This is a genomic window from Gramella sp. KN1008 (genome assembly GCF_004332155.1).
Lineage (GTDB): Bacteria > Bacteroidota > Bacteroidia > Flavobacteriales > Flavobacteriaceae > Christiangramia.
This window is the reverse complement of the sequence record NZ_SJDV01000005.1, coordinates 39,771-58,744: the sequence shown is the minus strand read 5'-3', so window position 1 is coordinate 58,744 and position 18,974 is coordinate 39,771. Positions and strand designations below refer to the sequence as shown.

The following is an 18,974-nucleotide window of genomic DNA, read 5'->3' as shown; positions in this document are numbered from 1 at the left end:
ACTTAAAGCCCTAACTTGTTTAGGGCTTTTTTTATAGTTTTAATTTATGAATTCAGCCCGACTCCATCAGCGCTTTCTTCTTTGTTCCGGCGCGGACACAGACACAAGAAAGATCAAAAAAGACAGTATGTTCTTTGCCCTTAAAGGAGATAACTTCAATGGCAATAAATTTGCCGCGGAAGCTCTTCAAAAAGGAGCCCGATACGCTGTGGTAGATGATAAGAAATACGCAGAAAACAAGGAAGATTATATAGTGGTGAAGGATGTGCTGGAAGCTTTGCAGAAACTTGCCATTTTTCATCGTAATTACCTTGGGTTACCAATCCTTGGTATCACCGGAAGCAACGGTAAAACCACTACCAAAGAATTGCTGCAGGCGGTACTTTCCAGAAAGTTCAAAACCATAGCAACCAAAGGCAACCTTAACAATCATATTGGTGTGCCTCTCACCCTCCTTTCCATGGATGGGGAAACCGAATTTGGCATTGTGGAAATGGGTGCCAACCATCAACTTGAAATAGAATTTCTATGCAGTATCGCAAATCCTGATTATGGTTATATCACCAATTTCGGAAAAGCCCATCTGGAAGGTTTTGGCAGCCTGGAAGGCGTGATTAAAGGAAAAACAGAGCTCTACAAGCATTTGCAGGAGAAGAACAAGCTTATTTTTTTAAATCTGGATGATGAGATACAGAAGAAACATCATAACTACAAGCACACCTTCACTTTTGGAGAAAGCCGACTGGCCGATGTTAAAATGAAATATCAAAGGGGTCTACCCACTGCCCAGGTGCTATACAACAAAACCGAATTCCAAAGCAAGCTTACGGGAGACTACAATACTACTAATATTGCTGCTGCATTATGTATAGGCCTTTATTTTAAGGTAAAATTCGAGGAAATACAACAGGCGATTCAGGAATATAGTCCACAAAATAACCGTTCCCAGGTAATTGAAAGCGGAAGCAACCTTATTATTATGGATGCCTACAATGCGAATCCTACCAGTATGCATGCAGCCCTCCAAAACTTTAAGGATCTTAAGACCAGCAAGCAGAAGATAGCGATCCTGGGCGATATGTTTGAATTAGGAAGCGCAGCAGAAACGGAACATCAGGTGATAGCAAATTTTGTGGAAAACAGTAATTTTTCTGAGACTTACCTCCTTGGTGATAATTTCAAAAGAACAAATACCAGCAGTGACTTCATCTTTAAATTTAAAAGTATGGACAGCCTCAAGCAACATCTGGAAGAAACCAATTTTGAGAACTGTTATTTTCTAATTAAAGGTTCACGAGGAATGGCCCTGGAAAGAGCTCTGGAATCAATTATAAAAGGAAAATAATTAATATAAAGATTTTATTATTCAGCCGGCATTAGTCGGCTGATTATCTCGATCATATTCCCCTCTGGATCCCTTACAAGTAAAAGTTCTTCTCCCAGCTCTTCATCTCTGAAAATTCTCCCCGCCTTCACTCCTTCTTTCAGCAAACAGTCTTTTAAGGAAAAAAGATCAGCATTAACATACACTCCAAATTTCAAAAGACCGCTTCTAACTTCAGAAGAAGGCCCCTGGTTTTCCTTTAGTTCTTTGGCGTGAATTATTTCAACTACGAACTGATCCCTGCGCAGAATGATCCCGAAAGATCTGCCGTCCTTTGATGTAAATTCCTTTATGGAATTCATTCCAAAACTTTCTTCATACCATTTCGCAAGTTCACTATTATAATGAGTGGTGATAGCAATGAATCCCGACTCAAATTTAAGTTCATTAAAACAATCGTGAGGTTTCTCTACCGGAGCTTGTGAGAAAGCGGTGGTCACCAGGATCAGAAAGATCAGGTTTAGAAAGGACTTTTTATTCATTTGCTATAAGCTCTGTCAGAGTGAGCTCCAGATAGCGAAAATACCAAAAAACTTATTATGCTTTGCTGTAATTCTGAAAGCCTCCCGGAATTTGGGGTTACTGTAACCAAAATTCCCGCTCAGGGTTCTTATTTCCATTTTAGAAACAGGTTCTCTACATCTCCATGCTCCACTTTATTTCCAAATTGCTCTCCTTCCCTTGTAAGGACCTCCCGAACCCACCGGATCTGTTCCTGTTTTGCATGATTCAGACGGAACTTTCTTATCTCCATAGGAATAATTTTCAATTTAATAAGTTCCCCATTTTGAGGGGCAATCTCCGGAAAATACATCAGGCTTAATTCAGGTCTATACTCCTCATGCCCCCTGATACCCTCATAATCGTTAATAAAATCCCCTGCTCCATAAATTATAAGCTTTCCTTTATAAACTTCCATTCCTAAAGGATGATGTGAAGAATGACCAAAGATAAGATCTACTCCTGCCTCATCAATCAGATGATGGGCAAAATCCATATGCTCTCTTGGAATTTTATATCCCCAATTTCCACCCCAATGAATGGAAAAGATCACCAGATCTTCTGTCTTTTTATAGGATAGAATATTCTTCCTTACTTCTTCAACTTCATTATCCCCAAAACCACTGATATAATTTATCCCGGACTGAGATTGATCGGCTGCCCAGGCCGAAGGAATTCCACTATTAGCTGCTCCATAAGAAAATACCAGGATCCTAATCCCATTCTTATAAAAAATCGACGGCTTAACAGCGTTTATTTTATCCAGTCCGGCTCCGGAAAATCTGATCCCGGCCTTTCCAATAGTTTTCATAGTTTCTTCAAGCCCCGGTCTGCTCCAGTCCAGCATATGGTTATTTGCAAGGCTGCAGTGATCTATTCCTGCAGATTTGAGTAATTCGATATTTGCAGGATGCATCCGGTAATGGATCCCTTTCCGAGGCCAGGCCTCGTAATGAGTGGTAATGCTGGTTTCGAGATTGATAAATTTAAGGTCGGGCTTTTCTTCTTTCCAAACTTCCATGGCATCTCCCCACGGATAAACATAAGAAACCGGAATTTTTATGTTCCCATTCTCGCTTTCAGCAATATGTATATAATCCCGGGCATCTTTTACATAGGATTCATACAGAATGGGTGGAACGGAATATGGCAAAGCCTGGTCTATTCCGCGACCGGTCATCACATCTCCTGCCAGGAAAAGAATAAGCCTGTTATCCCGCTGACTCATGGTCATATTTGTATTTTGAGAGGTGGAATTCCCACAGCAGAAATATAGAAAAATAAGACCTGCTAAAATTGCCCTCACAACCTTCTCTTTTGCCTTATATAAATTAAATAAAATCTTTATATTCTGCTGAAATACAGCACGATAAATCACTGGTAAAATATGCAATTCGTTAAGAATAGAACCATAAACGTTAAGCAGATGATGAAATTAGCAGTACTCTTGTATACTGAAAGTAAAAAAGATTTGAAAACAATTAGAAACAGAACGGAACAAAAGATACTTATCGTAAGCATTATCCTTGCTTCGCTGTCCCTTGCAGCATTCGCTCTTGCTCAGTTGTAACCTCTTAATCCCTACTATAGTCATAAAGAAAAAAAACAGAACTATTTAAATTAACAAACCCCACAAACTCAATGCTTGTAGGGTTTTATAAAATGTTCTCGTGAGTGATACTGGATTCGAACCAGTGACCCCTACCCTGTCAAGGTAGTGCTCTGAACCAACTGAGCTAATCACTCTTTCCAGTCTGCTAATATATTAAAAAGACAATTTCTGTCAGCAGTTTTTATTGATAAGAATTTAGTCTTATCTCTATGAGCTTTACCTCCATTATCTTATAAAAGCCTATAGTAAGTCTATTATCGAAATTCAAGGATGAAAATCAAAAAACATAGAGATTAGTAAGGAAGAAAGAAAAATGGATAAAAAATACTCCCAAAGGTAATTGGCTATAAAGTTTAGTAGTATTTTTAAATATGCATACACATATCTAAAAAAAGCCTTTGGGAGTTATTATATAACCTTTTCGTATAAAAAAGGCCTGGTTTACTTAGGTAATACTATTCCCCTGGATTCTTCTGAACAATCCAGGATCTTAGCGTCATCAACGAACTTCTGGTAATGCATACTCCATGTAGGACATTTATTATAATCCTCGTAAAATTTCATCAAGACGGTCTTATAGTCTTCACAGCTTTCCTCACTTGGGTTTTGAGAGTAGGTCATATACTCTTTCATTACCTCCTGGAAGCTATTTTGAAAATCAGGACATGCAGTAGCAGTTAGTTCAGATACCCCGAGTTCATCTTCAGATTCAGCTGAACAGCCTAAAATGTTTAAAACTCCTGCAAATAGAATTGCATAGAGAAAAATTGATTTTATTCTCATCATAAATTAAATAGGTGAATTAATTAAGCTCTGTTTGGGGCAATTAATCTCTATAAATAGGGTTGTGTAAATCTAGGAGGTTATTTGAGTAATTACAATACCCTTTTTGTTGTATTCTTATCCCAAATTATTTCAATCAAAGTCGTCCCTTTGGTAATTATAAGCATTTAACCAAATTTTTCAACTAAAAAAGGGGCTACTAGAGCCCCTTAAGTTATCACTCCTATGAACTTATTCACCTCTAGAAATTATAGTTGACTGTGTTTCTCCATTAATGGTGAGCATGAGAAAATACTCACCCACTGGTAACGTACCATTGCTTTTAAGCTCATTCCCTTCAATCACAAATTCTAAAGATGTATTTGAACCGCCCGAACTGAATACCTCTGCTTTTATCGTATTCATATCAATGTCCCTGGAAAATCCAATTCTAAAATAATCTACGAATGGATTAGGATATACCGTAGCGACAAGATTCTTTTTAAACTTTAATGCAGTAAGATCTTTACTGGTATCCACCACCTCAACATCTACCATAGTAGAGGAAAAATTCCCGGAAGCATCTGAAACAGTAAACTCAACTGTATAATTCCCAGGGAAACTAAAACTGGCCTGATCTACTGCAAACTCAAGGTTTCCGCAATTATCGGTGGAACCATCATTAATAACGCTTGGATCCAACTGAACGGAAGCACCTCCATTCAGATCTAAAGTGATGGACCTAAGGCTGGAGGCTTCAGGGGCAATCTCATCCACCACCCTCACAATGGCAGGCAGATTATTTACACCAACATTTCCAGATTCATCCGTTACGAATAGATTAACATCATTCTCCCCCAGGTTATCGCAATTAAATTGCGCCATATCCAGTTCGAAAATTAGATTCCTTTGTTCGGTTACATTATCATAAGAACCATTATTGATATCCGCAGGGGTGATCTCTGTAAAACCATCCCTGTCCAGGTAAACTGTAATATCACGGGTGAGGACTAAGGGCGCTTCACAATCGCCGGTAGCTGTATAATCGGCACTATCATCTTTGGACCATCCTGCCGGAATACTTGCTGCATCATCTACCCCAATACAAATTAGAAGGTTTCCGGATGCATTCATATTGCTTAATGCCGAATTATTACCATTCCTAAGATCAAGGCTTACCAATTGGTTATTACTTACATCGAGAGAGGTAATAACCCTAAAATCGCTGAAATTGAGAGTCTGGAAATTATTGCCAGAAATATTAAGAGTTTGAAGATTAGTAAGGTCGGCAAAATTCAATGCAGAAAGAATATTATTGGCGGCATTGAGATTAGTCATGATCTTCCCGTTACTAATGAATAACTCGCTCAATCCGTTTCCTGAAACATTCAAACTAACAAGATTTGTGTTTTCCTGAAGGTTGATCTCTGCAAGGGCATTATTGCTCATATCAAGTTCATTAAGATTCACAAATGCCTCTAACCCTGTTGCATCGGTGATATTCTTGCCGCCCACATTGAGCACATTAACAGCCTCCGCCTCAGACAACAAGATATTCCCGGTAATTTCATCACCTCCATTTGTATCATAACCTAATTCGATAAGTGCCCGCTCAAAGGCAGGATCGGGAATGATTACCACTTCTTCGGCCTGCTTACAATTTAAGCTTATTTGAACCCCTAGATCCAAATTCCATTCTCCATAAGGCATAGTGGCATCTGCCGGGTCATCAACCGAGATACAGGTCAAAATGTTTCCGGTTGCCTTCATCGTAATTAAATTAAAATTATTTCCATTTCTTAGATCCAGTTCTTCCATTCCGTTATTCATAACCTGCAACTGGGCAAGTTGGGTGTTACCTGCAAGCCCCAGCTTGGTGATCGCATTATTATTAAGGAAAAGATTCTGAAGGTTAAGGTTATTATTCCCGTTAAAATTGCTCAGACTATTATCATTAAGTAACAACCATTCGAGATTTGGATAAGTAGCACCGTTGAAATTGCTTAAGCCGGTTCCAGAAAGGTTTAAGGAAGTTAAGGTTGGATTCCCGTTGGCTCCGGTTATAAGCGTCATGCTTGTATTGTACTGGGCATCGATCCTCTCAATTAATGAAAGGCTGGTAATATCCAGTTCCAAAAGTAAATTGTGCTGGGCGCTCACTCTCTTCAGCACCCTATTTGCTGAAAGGTCAAGGCTCGTAAGCTGGTTATTCTGAATGAATAAATTCCAAAGATTAGGATTAGCAGAAAGGTCTATAGAACTTATTCCCGTGTAATGAACAAAGAGTTCTTCCAGTGCGGGATTCCCAGCAAGATTAATTTCTGAAGTGATCGGGTTACGCATAATTCCAAACCTTTTCAAATTCGGAAGCATGGAAACGTCAACACCCGAAAGTTGATTGTCATTTAAAAAAAGTTCTTCAAGCCTGGTGTTATTTGAAAGGTCTACTTCACTTAAGGTTCCGTATGCAGCCTCTAAGGAAACCAGGTTCACAAAGGTTTCAATTCCTGTAAGGTCGGCGATCTTCCCGAATGCATTCACTATCTCTTTATTAGCAAAGTTAGATTCGTCGAATTTTGGATTATTCAGGTTCAATTCCGTAACAGCTTCAGCATCTTCTCTTAAAATCGAAGTATTGATCACTCCATCAGTATCAATTCCAAGATCAATAAGAGATTGCTCGAAATTAGGATCCGGGATATAAACAAAATCACCGCAATTTTCACTGAAACTTTTCCCAGAATCTAACATCGCCTGGGAAACATTAGCATCGGCATTGATACAGCTAAGTTGTGGAGTATTATGAAGCCAAAAGAAATTAATTTTAGAATTTGAACCATTTCTCATATCGAGATGCTTCAAATTTCTATTGTTCCTAAGAAGAACTGCAAATAAATTAGGATTATTACTAAGATCTAGAGATTCAAATTGAGCATTATCCATCCATAGTTGGATCAGATTTGGATTATTAGTGAAATCTACTTTTTGTAGTCCTGTATTACTTGCCCAAAATCTTTGCAAATTTGTAAGACCGCTAAGGTCAATTGTACTTAAGGGGAGTCCATCAATTGATAATTGACTTATATCAGGATTATTAGAGATATCCAGCTCAGTCAATAAATTATTATTAACAGTCAAGGTCAAGAGTTTGGAATTCACGCTTAAATCCAATTCTGTCAATTGATTATCAGCTATTCCTAAATAAGTTAGATCTGGGAAACCACTGATGTCCAATTGTGAAAGATTATTTCCAGATGCACTTAATGAAGTCAAAACTGAATTAGCGGTTAGGTTTAATTCGGAAAGATTATTATAGGAAACTCGTAAGTCTTTGATATTAGAAGTCTTAGAAAAATCAACAGATGTTAATTGATTCTTGTTTAACGAAATAGTTTCCAAAACTTCACTTTGAGATAAAATTAACTCAGAAATCTCATTTTCGTTGGCGAAGACTTCTTTTAAATTATTTAAATTACTCAAGTCTAAAACCCCCAATTGATTCCGATCCAAAAAAAGACTCTCAAGATTAATAAAGGACTCAATACCAGACAGATCTGAAATTTTCCCGGTAACATTGATAATGTTTGAGTTGCTTTCTCCATACTCAAAATATATTGGATTTCTGAGATCTAATTGAATAGTAGTTTCAGCATCGGATCTCAGCAAACTTCGATTTACTACTCCGTCACTATCAATTCCCATATCGATTAAGGCTTGCTCGAAATTAGAATCTGGAATCTGTACAAAATCCCCACAATCATTACTAAACGATTTCCCAGAATCGATCATCACCTGGGAAATTGATTCATCGGTGTTTATACAGGTGAGGTTTGGCGTATCTGGCATATAGAAATATTCAACATTACTGTTATTTCCATTTCTTACATCCAGACTTTCAATTGGATTTGCATTCAAAGCCAGCCGAACTAATCCTGGATTGCCAGATAGATTCAGGGATTTTAAATTGTTCTGTGCTAAAAGTACAGTATGAACATTTTTTAAACCATTTAGATTTACATATTCCAACTGATTAGTTGGAGCTGAAACTCGCTGCATATTGACATTGGCAGATAGATCTAATTCAATTAAACTGTTTGAGTAAACCCAAATTTTTTCCAATTTCAAATTTTGGGAAACATCTATAGAGGTTAAAGCATTGTCTCCGGCCTGCAATTCTGTTATATTTACAAATGCTTCAATACCGGTGAGATCAGAAATTCCTTTATTAGAAACATTCAGCATACCAGACACAGCCTCGGCATCACTTCTTAGAATTTTTCGATTAATTATGCCATCACTATCTATCCCAAGATCCACCAATGCCTGTTCAAAATTACTATCCGGCATAAATACTGCATCTTTAACAAGCTTATATGTCCAAAAGCCATTCCCGATATCCAGAGATACATACATAACATTTCCATTTTCAGAAAAGGAAACATTGTAGGTAATTGATTCCGGGATAGGAACATTCGGTAACGATCCTCCATTTACACCACTTGAAATCCCTAGAAATGAACCTTTCCCGTTCAAGGTGATTGTTCCATTTTCTGGGTCGTATTGGTAGTTGGCCGGAATGGATCCATTGTGGGGAGAAACAGGTTCCCCACATATTTGGGTTTCAACCCCCTGGAAAGGTTCCAGTATAGTTTCGTTCCCCTGAATATTTTTGAAGGTACCATCCTCAGAGAATTCATATACATCATCCATATAACATGCTCTTCTAAGAATTTCACCTTCGTCCTTTTCAAGGTACCACCATCCATCAGAACCAGGTGTGGGACCTACTTTTAATGCTCCAGGTTCAGGCGCGATAATCCATTTTCCGGCTATAGTTGAAGGATTTGTATTTAATCTCGTAAGTGTGTATTCATATGTATCCAGGTTTATTGAGATATTGTACTGACCAGCAGTTACCGGAATATTGGCTCCATCTCTATCAAGAATTCCATCCAGAATCCTATTCTCCCATTCTCCATCCCCAAAGTTAAAACTCCAGTCATCGTTTAACCTGAATTTAATTTCACCATTATTAAGTTCAGTGGAAACAGACCAGGTATTGGATTGCTTATCATATTTCATGGGAATATCCGGCCCCTCCCAACCATTAGGGGTAGCGCTACCAACTATTCCCCAGGTAACTTCTGGAACAAACGTACCACAGTCAGCATTATAAACAGCGTGGGCATCTTTCTGCCAGTCACTCGGAGTATTTCCCAGGACAGTATCATCGACCTGGATACAAAAAAGATTCGGGTTTGCATCAGCATTAAAGGCCAAATTTCCCCATTCAGGAGGTGCAAAATTTAGATTATTGCCATTAGCTATATTCAAGCTATTTAATCGGTTGTCTGCACAATAGGCCATGGTTAGGTTTGTATTGGCAGATAAATCCAAAGAGGTGATATTATTTGTTTGGACTATTAGCTCTTTTAATTGAGGATTGCTACGAACATCCAGCTCAGAAATTTTGTTGTTAAATAAATGCAGGTTTATCAGGTTTGGATTGTTTACCACATTGATCGTTTGTATTTCGGATTCATTGGCATATATATATTGAAGTTTAGGATTTGCGCTAAAATCCAGATTACTTATCTGGTTGTTACTACAATTAATCCCTGTTAAATTCACAAATGCCTCTATACCTGTTAGATCCTGAATGCCATATCCGTTCTCCGGACTATATAGTTCCAGCCATGTAGTAACTGCTGCGTCAACCTCCAAAATACTTTGATTAATTATCCCGTCACTATCTATACCCTGCTCAATAAGGGCCTGTTCAAAATTAGCATCCGGGATGTAAACTGTGGGAAGATTGGTACAATCCTGTAAAAAGAGGACTCCAGGATTTGCTTTCCAATCAGATCGAGTTGTTCCTTCCATGTCGGAATCCACCTTAATACATCTTAATGCAGGGTTATTGTGTGCATCCAAGGAAAGGTCGCCCCAATCTGGGGAAGCCATTAGGGCATTATTTCCATTTGCAATATTTAAATATTCAAGTTTATTTGAATTACATAAAACAAATTTAAGGTTATGGTTATTAGACAGGTCCAAGCGCGAAAGATTGTTAACGTTTAGGTCTATTTCTGCTAATAAAGGATTATTAGTAAAATCAATTTCTGAAAGATTGTTTCCCCAAACCAGAAATAATCTGAGAGAAGGTGCATTAGAAACATCAAGAGCGTTAATGGAATTTCCACCCGCATGCAAATTTACCAGATCAGGATGCGACCCAAGACTAACTTCTGATAAATTATTTTCACTTATATTAATGTCTACAAGCGCAGAACTACCGGTTAGATCTAATGTCGTTAACTGGTTATTATGTACAGCCAAATGTTTTAACTGATCATTGGAAGGAATGAGTAAACTGCTGAGATTATTTTCATATGCATATAATTCAATTACAGCCGTGTTATTAGTCAGATCAAGACCAGTAATTTGATTTCTGGCCACAGACAGATGTACCAGGTTTGGGTTAGAAGAAACATCCAGACTCGTCAATTGATTATCCCATGCTCTTAAGATTTTAAGGTTAGAAAAAGCCGAAAGCCCTTCTAAACTAGAGATATTTCTATTCTGAACTTCGAGTACCTCAATATTCTGAACGTCGCTTAATAATACTGTTGCGTTCATAGTGCCATCGCTATCAATTCCCAAATCAATTAATGCCTGTTCGAAATTTGGATCTGGTATACTTACAGTTTCGGAAACAGATTGAGAATTTGCCTGAAATGAAAAAATAATTAGCAATAAGAGAAAGATTTTCCTCTTAAAAACGGGGGGAGTAATCATAAGGTATAGTATTGGTTAATAGTTAAGCCAAACAGATAAGCCGACTAAAGAACCTTGACTATAGGGAGCCCGTTCCTTTAAAGTAGTTTGGGAGGTTTTTCTTCGTAATAAGCCTGAAAACAAAACACTTAGGATACACGAAAAAATCACATTGGTAAAACTATCGGTATTATATATTAACCACAATACCCCTTTAGAGGTATTTTAGTTCATAGCTTTTAATAAAACTGAATATATAATTAAGATTAAAAATTTAGCTACTATTAGAATTGGGGTACCAAAAAAGGCTTCCTTTCTATGGAAGCCCTTGGGAAATATCTATAGGCAGTTTTAAGAAACCTACTCAGCTCTAACTATTTTATCTCTAATTTCTCTCCAGGTTACCATAATGATGTCATTCTTTTTGATCAAATCGCGCGCTTTTTCACTTGTAAAAAAATCAAGGTCCTGCTGCCTCCATTCGTTCCCCCAGTTAGGATGATCAATAGTGACTGCCTTCATTTCCTCATTATCTTCGGCAACGTGCAAGATAATAGTTGATAATCCGGGTTTAAGATTATTAAGAATCTCTTCATAATACTCTTCCATACCCTTAGAGAATATCTCAGGATTAGCCTGATAATAGTGATCTACAACTATATCTTTAGAGGTGAAATCGATATTTTTTCTGACTGCTTCAAGGGTAGACATATCATGACTTAACAGAACAGGTAAATTATATTCACGGCCCTTTTTTATATAAACTTCCATAAGCTCCGGAGTTGTCCTTATAGCACCCATATGGGCATCCAAATGAGTTACGTCAATCCCGTAATCCAGTGCCTTTTCTATCTGAGCGGTAATCTCTCTCTCAACATCTGCGGCATTGGCGTTCACCCGAATACTGTCTTCCAAATGAAAAAAGTAACCGTTTTCATCTATAAGGCTGGGCACTTCATTCTTTGAGCTGGTGGGTCCCCATTTGTAATTCTTCCACTCACTGGTGACCGTAAGATGCAAACCAAAATCCTTTTCATCAGAGTTCTCCCTGGCGTATTCAGCAATTTCCGGAAACCATGGGCATGGAACCATAATACTGGCCGAGTTGACCACCCCCTCCTCCATTGCCTGAATTGTCGCAATATTTTCTGAATGACTTATTCCCGCATCATCGGCATGAATAATTAATAGTTTGGCCTCGGCAGGATATCCTAATTTCTCAGCTATAGTCTGATCACTAGTTTGAGCCAGACCAACAGTACCAGTAAGGAACAGAATCGAAAATATAATTTTAAAAGTAAGAGGTTTCATATTAAAGTTTTTATCAATAATTTCAAGATAACGAAAATTTTCGATTAAAGGAATAATAAGACTTGCCCCTTGTCCAACTTCTTTAACAGAATAAATAGGTTCAAATTTCAAGAAACTAACTAGGAGTGCATTTGTAACTCGATAGTAATTTATTGTACATTGAAAAAATAAACTTCAAATATGAAAAAGACATTAAAAATAGCATTCATAATCTTCGTTTTCAGTACTTCCTTTCTTTATAGTCAGGAGCAGAATACAACGGAACTTGATAAAAATTTCACCCATGTAGTTTATTTCTGGCTGGAAAACCCGGATAACCCAGAGGACCGCAATGACTTTGAGGTTTCATTAAAAAAGTTTCTAAAGAATAGTAAATATGCACAGACGAAATTTATAGGCACCCCTGCAAACACTCCCCGTGAGGTGGTTGATAATTCTTATACCTATTCACTAATTTTAAGCTTCCCTTCCAAAGAAATTCAGGATTTATACCAAAAGGAATCTGCTCATTTATTATTTATAGAAGAGTCTGAACATTTATGGAAGAAAGTACTGGTTTACGATTCGGCAGGAATTAAATAATCATAAAACTAAAAGTCTGGTCAGTTTTTCCCTCAGACCTGCAACAAAAGAATTGATAAGTTAGATGGCTAACAAAAAACTCAATTATTTCTTATTTATTTGTTTTTGGCTGCATTACTAAAACGATAATGACTCCATACAGAAAAGTGGAGGATGCTGTCTCTATCAGATGGCTTAATCTAATACTAGCAAAAGGCATTAATGGATTGGAAATAATATGTCCGAAATGGGGGACGGCAAGAAAAAAACCTATCAGCAATGCAGTCACCAACAAGTTTTCTTTAAAATAGCGAATTAGACTGTAAACTATTATGGTGAAAACAGTACCTCTGAACAACTGGAGCGCAAATAAGCCCGGATCGGTTTTGAGTGATTTCCATGTATGCTCCCAGAAAGGTGAAATTTCCCCGGGACTACCGTAAAATTCCCGGAGTTGAGGAATCTGCCATGCTATAAAATAGCCCGCCAACCAGTATATTATTACATATATAAAGGCTAAGAGCGAGATCCTCAGGACCAACTGCCTTAAGGGAAGATCAACCCTTTTACTCGTTTCCTGACTGGTTTTCCATCGCCTACAAATAACCACCGCTAAAGGTATAAACAGAAAAGGAACAGGTAACCCCATTAAGAATAATTCAAACAAAAGTTCTTTTGAAACATTTATGTCCCCGAGAAAATACCAGGTTTCAATTTGTGTAAGGAAAGTGAATATCCCGTAGTAAGCAATAGCTAAAGATATTGCCAGGCGTAGCCCCCTGAGTTTTGAAATACGAATTAAAGCAACGATCAATAGCGTATTTACAACGCTGAGTACAAGGATACCTGCTTCCGGACTGACCAAACCAGGCTCTGCAGGTATATCAAGATCCAATTGGGTTATAGCCACAGTCCCTAACATCCATATAGGAATATAAAGAATGATCAAAAGGACAATCCTTCCGACCCAAAGTAAAAGTGCGTTTACTTTCATTAAAATTTACTTCAAAGTATATGCCCAGGAAGATCTGGAAGAACAATTCTGTACTACCTGCTATAAAACTTTATCTCATTTAAAGAAATTACATCTCTTATTCCGGCTTTTCTCCTGAGTTACTTACAAAGGCAAAATATTTACTATCCGGAGACCAGGAAGGAACATTAATGGTTCCCTGCCCTCCATACAAATAAGCTATAACCTTTGGCGCCCCACCTTCTGCAGGCATTAAGTTCAATGTTACCTTTTTATAGGAAGGATGGTCATTTACAGGTATTTCTGAAGGAAAGGAAATATAGGCTATCCATTTTCCATCTGGAGATATATGGGGAAACCAGTCATTACGGGAATTAAAAGTAAGTTGTTCTTTTTGAGATCCATCAGGTTTCATTCTCCATATTTGCATAGTTCCGGAAGAGCTGCCATTATAATAAATATACTTTCCATCTGGAGAATATTCAGGTCCATCTACATGTTCTCCCTCCTGGGTATTTGTTAATACAACCTCATCCCCGCCCCGGATGGATTTTTGATAGATATCATAAGTAGGGTTATCTTCCCTTGTTGCCACATAAGCTACTGTTTCATTATCTGGGGACCAGCCATGCCAGTAAGAGGGTGTTTCCGGCGTAACAAGCTCTGGAGTACCCCCAGACATAGGCATCACATATACCGCAGAACCTCCTCCGGAAACATCCTCACGGTGATGACTAAGTGCAAGTAGCTCTCCATTAAATGAGATACCATGATCGTTATTCAGGTTATTTGCAAAGCCCGTATCAAATTTAACAATATCGCCGCCTTCAACGGGAATAGTATATAAAGAACCATCCATATTAAAAAGCAGTTTCCTTCCATCTGGCATCCAATTAGGAGCTTCAAAACGACTGTTCTTTTTATAGACCACTTTTCTTTTTCCGTTACTAATATCTATAGTTTCCAGCCTGCATCCTATCCATCCTTCTTCATTAGGATTGTAATTATCGGGTACAGGTTTATCCAGTCTAACATTCCATACCCTGGCGGTTTCTTTGACCTCTTCATTATGAGAATTAATAAATAAGCCTACAAGAACCTCTTCACCAAAACCCTTCATTTCATGAGATCCTATTTCCTGAAGATCTTCACCCCAATGCGCCGCCCTCATGATCAGTCTGTCTCCATTACGTTCCAGCTGAAGAATCTCATAATTGAATTTAGGAGATAAAATTTCGTTATCAGTACTATTCATAGGCTGGCCCGCTGTATTCCGCCACTGCATGGTAGTTAGGTCGTCACCGTGTAAGGCAGCGCTAACATGTGCTGAGCTATCGGCTGTGGATTGCCTGACCATAAGACCTACTTTACGATGTGGATCTACCCCTTTTCCAGTAAATTCGAAATTCGCAGTAATAATAAAATCACCCTGCACCTTATTGTAGAGGTAGTTAAACTCATCCCTCTCAAACCATATATTATAACCAGATCCCGTTAAGGTATAGGTCTGGGAGTTTTCATCGTATACTGCTTCCCCTCCTAATTTTGGATTACCAATATCCTCATTATACTGAAAAATCCCCAGATTGGTGTTCTGGGAAAAGATCAGGTTAGTCCAAAAAATTAGAAGCAAAATTATTATAGAACGCATACAAGGCTGGTTAGGTTAGAATAAATTCACTTTATAAAAAATATGGAATTGGCTAAAGTGACATTGCTTTACCGTTACCCAGTTCCTCTAAAGGAGTACAGGCAATATATTCACCTGGAACAGGGTCATACCAAAGTACATTTTCCCCTATCTCCTCACTTGTTTTCCATGCCCAGATTCCCATATCACGAACATTTTTCAAATATCCGAAAGCCAATGCATCAGCTTCTTCATCTGAAAACACCTTTTCTCCATCCTGATCGGTTTCTGGAGCCTTATCCATTGGATCCTGGGTTTCACCGGTTCTTTTTGCAAAGTTTTCCTTTTCAGCCGGAGTAGCACGTAAAAACCTTTCTACTATCCTTTCAAAGTCTGCTGACTCCCCATCGTCCGTTTTCTTTTCAATAAAATTTTCGAAGGCCTGGGCAAAGGCATTTGCCGCATTTTTAAAATCTGCCTGCTGTTGTGGAGAAGCAACCTTTAGCATATATGCATCAATAAATTGGGCTACATTAACATCATTAGCTCCAGGGGTATCAGTGGTAGGAATCATCACTTCAAGAATGTTCTTTAGAACCATGCCATGAGAAGCACTCAGGAATTCAGGGGTCCAGTCATATTCCGGATCATTCTTACAACTTTGCAGTAAGCTTAAAGTGGTGGGTCCAATCACAATTGCTCCTGCTCCAAGCCCTATACTTCTTAATGCCTGTCTTCTATTCATAACTTAATGTATTTTTTATTCTGATTAAAGATATTTGGCTTTTTATGAATTAAGCAGGTCGTTCTTTATATAGCTGTAACTTTGGGAAAGGCTTTTATAAGGATCCATTTCAAAATTTTCCTGTTCCAAGATAAAATGTTTCCCTCCAGCTTCTTTTGCCATTTCAAATATTCTATGAAAATCGATGGTGCCAGAGCCTATCTCAGTGTTCAATTCCCGGTTAGCTTTACTCATATCCTTCACATGCCATAATGGAAATCTTCCCGGATTATCCTGAAATAGAGCTATTGGATCTTTTTTTGCCCTCACGACCCAATAAATATCCATTTCAAAAACCACAAGATCTTTATCTGTATTATTAAGGAATATATCATAGCCGTTCTGCCCGTTATAATCATCAAATTCAAAAGCGTGGTTATGATATGCCAGTTTCAATCCGGCATCCTTACACATTTCACCGGCTTCATTCAGCTTGTCTGCCAATCGCTTATAATCGTCTATGGAAGTTCTAAGCTTATTAGAAATATGAGGAATAATTACATATTCCTGATCCAGACCTTTTGCCACTTCAAGGGTAGAGGTCAAATCACTTTTTGTACCTTCTTTGCTTAAAAAGTCTTCCAACCCATAATGACCGCTTGGAGAATTTAACCCATTATTATTTAGGAGATTTTTGAATTCAGGAACACTTAAACCCCAAAATCCATTCTTAGGAGAATAACCATAGGTTTCAACTTCTTTAAAACCTACACCGGCAATCTTCTGAATTGTCCCCTGCACATCATCTCCTATAGTTTCTCTCAATGAATAGAGCTGAAGGCCTAAGGGGTGATCCTTATCGCATGAATATAAAATACTGGGTAAAACAGCGGTGGCAGCCAGTGCCAAACCAGATTGTTTAATAAAAGTTCTTCTTTTGATCATTGTGCCAGTTTTAGGTTAAACATTAGTTTCTATACCCCCTCCAGGGCCGATGATTAGACCTCTTTGACCTCCCCCGTCTTGAATTTGCCCGCTTTAAATTCTTTAACTGCATGATTCGCAGCCCGGGCCGTAATAGCCATATAGGTTAATGACGGGTTCTGAGAGGCTGAAGAAGTCATACAGGAACCATCTGTAACATACACATTGGGAACCGTATGAATTTGATTATTCTTATTTAAAATAGAGGTTTCAGGATCTCTTCCCATTCTTGCTGTACCCATTTCGTGGATACCATTCCCAGGAAAACAAGGATCCTCATAACCTTCCACATCCCTGAACCCGGCTGCTTTAAGCATGGCTACCGCCTGTTCTTTCGCATCCTTTCTCATGGCCATTTCGTTTTCCTTATATTCACAATCAAAGGTCACCGTAGGAAGGCCCCATTCATCCAGTTTATCATAATCCAGGGTCATCTTATTTTCGTGGTAAGGCAAGCATTCCCCAAAGCAGTTGATCCCTATTCTCCAGTCTCCCGGTTTCAGCAATTCTTCCTTCAGTTCCTTACCATAACTCATTTCCCCTACAGCTTCAGTCCAGTCAGTTCTACTGGCTCCTCCCTGCATACCATAACCTCTTACAAAGCTTTTCATGGTGCTTTTTTCATCTATATTCCGGAAACGGGGTACAAAGAATCCTGCAGGTTTTCTTCCTTTATAATAATCTTCCTGGTAATTATCAGATATTCCGGTGGCACCCACCTTAAAATGGTGGTCCATTAAATTATGCCCCAGCTCTCCACTATCATTTCCAAGGCCATTGGGAAATCTTTCCGACTTAGACTGCATTAAAATTGAGGTTGAGGGTACGGCTCCCGCGCAGCAAAATATCACATCTGCATAGAACTCTAATTTCTCCTTAGATTCGGAGTCTATAAGTTTTACACCTACAGCTTTCCCCTGCTTTTGGTCATAGATTATTTCATGAACTATTGAATGTGGTCTCAAAGTCATTTTACCTGTTCTCTGGGCAGCAGGAAGTGTAGAGGAATTACTACTAAAATATGCTCCGTATGGGCAACCTCTTATACATCGGTTACGATACTGGCAGGGTCCACGGCCCTCACGGCCTTCAGGATCTGTTAAATTAGCCGCTCTGGAATTGATCACTGTTCGATCGTCAAATTTGGTATCGACACCATCCTTAAATTCCTGCTCAACGCAATTAAGGGGCATCTCCGGCGTAAATATACTGTCCGGCAACTGAGGTAAACCTTCAGCCTTTCCACTAATACCAATATATTTTTCCACCTTTTCATACCAGGGTTTCAGATCATTGTATCTAATTGGCCAGTCTACTCCATGCCCATCCTTTTTGTTTGCTTCAAAATCCATTTCACTCCAACGGAAAGACATCCGTGCCCACATAAGGGATTTTCCCCCAACATGATAACCCCTAATCCAGTCAAACCTCTTTTCCTCATTATATGGATGCTTAATATCATCAACAAACCAATGCTTACTGGCTTCCCCTGTTGTATAGCCAGTTCTTGCCTGCTTTAATTGTCTTTGTCTGTCCTCGTAGGTTGCCTGACCTCTGAACTGAAAATCCCAGGGGTCTTTATTCATGGTAGGATAGTCTTCTACATGTTTTACCATCCTTCCCCGTTCCAATACCAGGGTATCCAAACCTCCTTCGGTTAGTTCCTTTGCTGCCCAGCCTCCGGTAATTCCAGTGCCAATAACAATAGCGTCATACTTTTTCTTTAAGTCGGAGCCTTCCATATTATTATAATTT

Annotated in this window: 13 protein-coding genes and 1 tRNA gene; 3 read left to right on the top strand and 11 right to left on the bottom strand. The window is 38.6% G+C overall.

Annotated elements, in window-relative coordinates; translation table 11 throughout:
• Window positions 1-46 precede the first annotated feature (46 nt).
• Window positions 47-1,345, top strand: coding sequence for a UDP-N-acetylmuramoyl-tripeptide--D-alanyl-D-alanine ligase (murF, locus tag EZJ28_RS10460; RefSeq protein WP_131397610.1), 1,299 nt, complete (start codon window positions 47-49; stop codon window positions 1,343-1,345).
• Between the two features lie 17 nt (window positions 1,346-1,362).
• Here murF and EZJ28_RS10455 read toward each other — a convergent pair whose 3' ends face one another.
• Together EZJ28_RS10455 and EZJ28_RS10450 are read right to left on the bottom strand one after the other, a co-directional pair.
• Window positions 1,363-1,866, bottom strand: coding sequence for a VOC family protein (locus EZJ28_RS10455; protein ID WP_131397609.1), 504 nt, complete (start codon window positions 1,864-1,866; stop codon window positions 1,363-1,365).
• 128 nt (window positions 1,867-1,994) lie between these two features.
• Window positions 1,995-3,191 carry a CapA family protein gene (locus EZJ28_RS10450; protein ID WP_242670106.1) on the bottom strand — a complete coding sequence of 399 codons (1,197 nt, stop codon included), beginning with the start codon at window positions 3,189-3,191 and terminating at the stop codon, window positions 1,995-1,997.
• A 120-nt stretch (window positions 3,192-3,311) separates the two neighbouring features.
• Between EZJ28_RS10450 and EZJ28_RS16025 the strand changes: the two genes are divergently transcribed.
• Window positions 3,312-3,455: a hypothetical protein gene (locus tag EZJ28_RS16025; RefSeq protein WP_165499066.1), complete on the top strand. Its 144-nt coding sequence runs from the start codon at window positions 3,312-3,314 to the stop codon at window positions 3,453-3,455.
• A gap of 101 nt (window positions 3,456-3,556) precedes the next feature.
• Here the strand turns inward: EZJ28_RS16025 and EZJ28_RS10445 are convergent.
• The 4 genes from EZJ28_RS10445 to EZJ28_RS10430 all read right to left on the bottom strand — a co-directional run bounded on the left by EZJ28_RS10445 (window position 3,557) and on the right by EZJ28_RS10430 (window position 12,347).
• Window positions 3,557-3,631: transfer RNA gene (locus EZJ28_RS10445), tRNA-Val, on the bottom strand.
• A 307-nt stretch (window positions 3,632-3,938) separates the two neighbouring features.
• A complete protein-coding gene (locus EZJ28_RS10440) occupies window positions 3,939-4,283 on the bottom strand; it encodes a hypothetical protein (RefSeq protein ID WP_131397607.1) in 345 nt (114 codons plus the stop codon).
• A gap of 228 nt (window positions 4,284-4,511) precedes the next feature.
• Window positions 4,512-11,015 carry a SusF/SusE family outer membrane protein gene (locus EZJ28_RS10435; RefSeq protein WP_165499065.1) on the bottom strand — a complete coding sequence of 2,168 codons (6,504 nt, stop codon included), beginning with the start codon at window positions 11,013-11,015 and terminating at the stop codon, window positions 4,512-4,514.
• A gap of 381 nt (window positions 11,016-11,396) precedes the next feature.
• On the bottom strand, window positions 11,397-12,347 hold the full coding sequence (locus EZJ28_RS10430; protein ID WP_131397603.1) for a polysaccharide deacetylase family protein: 951 nt from the start codon (window positions 12,345-12,347) through the stop codon (window positions 11,397-11,399).
• A 180-nt stretch (window positions 12,348-12,527) separates the two neighbouring features.
• On the opposite strand from EZJ28_RS10430, the gene EZJ28_RS10425 reads away from it, so the two are divergent.
• A complete protein-coding gene (locus EZJ28_RS10425; protein ID WP_131397601.1) occupies window positions 12,528-12,929 on the top strand; it encodes a Dabb family protein in 402 nt (133 codons plus the stop codon).
• Between the two features lie 91 nt (window positions 12,930-13,020).
• On the opposite strand, the gene EZJ28_RS10420 is transcribed toward EZJ28_RS10425, so the two are convergent.
• From EZJ28_RS10420 to EZJ28_RS10400, 5 genes are all read right to left on the bottom strand, one after another.
• Window positions 13,021-13,902: a hypothetical protein gene (locus tag EZJ28_RS10420; RefSeq protein WP_131397599.1), complete on the bottom strand. Its 882-nt coding sequence runs from the start codon at window positions 13,900-13,902 to the stop codon at window positions 13,021-13,023.
• A gap of 97 nt (window positions 13,903-13,999) precedes the next feature.
• Complete coding sequence (locus EZJ28_RS10415; protein WP_131397597.1) at window positions 14,000-15,532, bottom strand: TolB family protein; 1,533 nt, start codon at window positions 15,530-15,532, stop codon at window positions 14,000-14,002.
• A 52-nt stretch (window positions 15,533-15,584) separates the two neighbouring features.
• Entirely contained in the window at window positions 15,585-16,256 is a 672-nt protein-coding gene (locus tag EZJ28_RS10410; protein WP_131397595.1) for a gluconate 2-dehydrogenase subunit 3 family protein, read from the bottom strand.
• Window positions 16,257-16,298: 42 nt separating this feature from the next.
• Window positions 16,299-17,180 carry a sugar phosphate isomerase/epimerase gene (locus EZJ28_RS10405; protein ID WP_131397593.1) on the bottom strand — a complete coding sequence of 294 codons (882 nt, stop codon included), beginning with the start codon at window positions 17,178-17,180 and terminating at the stop codon, window positions 16,299-16,301.
• Between the two features lie 53 nt (window positions 17,181-17,233).
• The gene (locus tag EZJ28_RS10400; RefSeq protein WP_131397591.1) at window positions 17,234-18,961 is read right to left on the bottom strand and encodes a GMC oxidoreductase; all 1,728 of its coding nucleotides are present in this window, start codon (window positions 18,959-18,961) and stop codon (window positions 17,234-17,236) included.
• Between the last annotated feature and the right edge of the window lie 13 nt (window positions 18,962-18,974).

Bases quoted from the DNA above. Each gene is read 5' to 3' on its own strand.
- EZJ28_RS10430 (WP_131397603.1), bottom strand. From the start codon at position 12,347: ATGAAACCTCTTACTTTTAAAATTATATTTTCGATTCTGTTCCTTACT.
- EZJ28_RS10405 (WP_131397593.1), bottom strand. From the start codon at position 17,180: ATGATCAAAAGAAGAACTTTTATTAAACAATCTGGTTTGGCACTGGCT.
- EZJ28_RS10400 (WP_131397591.1), bottom strand. From the start codon at position 18,961: ATGGAAGGCTCCGACTTAAAGAAAAAGTATGACGCTATTGTTATTGGC.
- murF (WP_131397610.1), top strand. From the start codon at position 47: ATGAATTCAGCCCGACTCCATCAGCGCTTTCTTCTTTGTTCCGGCGCG.
- EZJ28_RS10440 (WP_131397607.1), bottom strand. From the start codon at position 4,283: ATGATGAGAATAAAATCAATTTTTCTCTATGCAATTCTATTTGCAGGA.
- EZJ28_RS10425 (WP_131397601.1), top strand. From the start codon at position 12,528: ATGAAAAAGACATTAAAAATAGCATTCATAATCTTCGTTTTCAGTACT.
- EZJ28_RS10455 (WP_131397609.1), bottom strand. From the start codon at position 1,866: ATGAATAAAAAGTCCTTTCTAAACCTGATCTTTCTGATCCTGGTGACC.
- EZJ28_RS16025 (WP_165499066.1), top strand. From the start codon at position 3,312: ATGATGAAATTAGCAGTACTCTTGTATACTGAAAGTAAAAAAGATTTG.
- EZJ28_RS10410 (WP_131397595.1), bottom strand. From the start codon at position 16,256: ATGAATAGAAGACAGGCATTAAGAAGTATAGGGCTTGGAGCAGGAGCA.
- EZJ28_RS10415 (WP_131397597.1), bottom strand. From the start codon at position 15,532: ATGCGTTCTATAATAATTTTGCTTCTAATTTTTTGGACTAACCTGATC.
- EZJ28_RS10420 (WP_131397599.1), bottom strand. From the start codon at position 13,902: ATGAAAGTAAACGCACTTTTACTTTGGGTCGGAAGGATTGTCCTTTTG.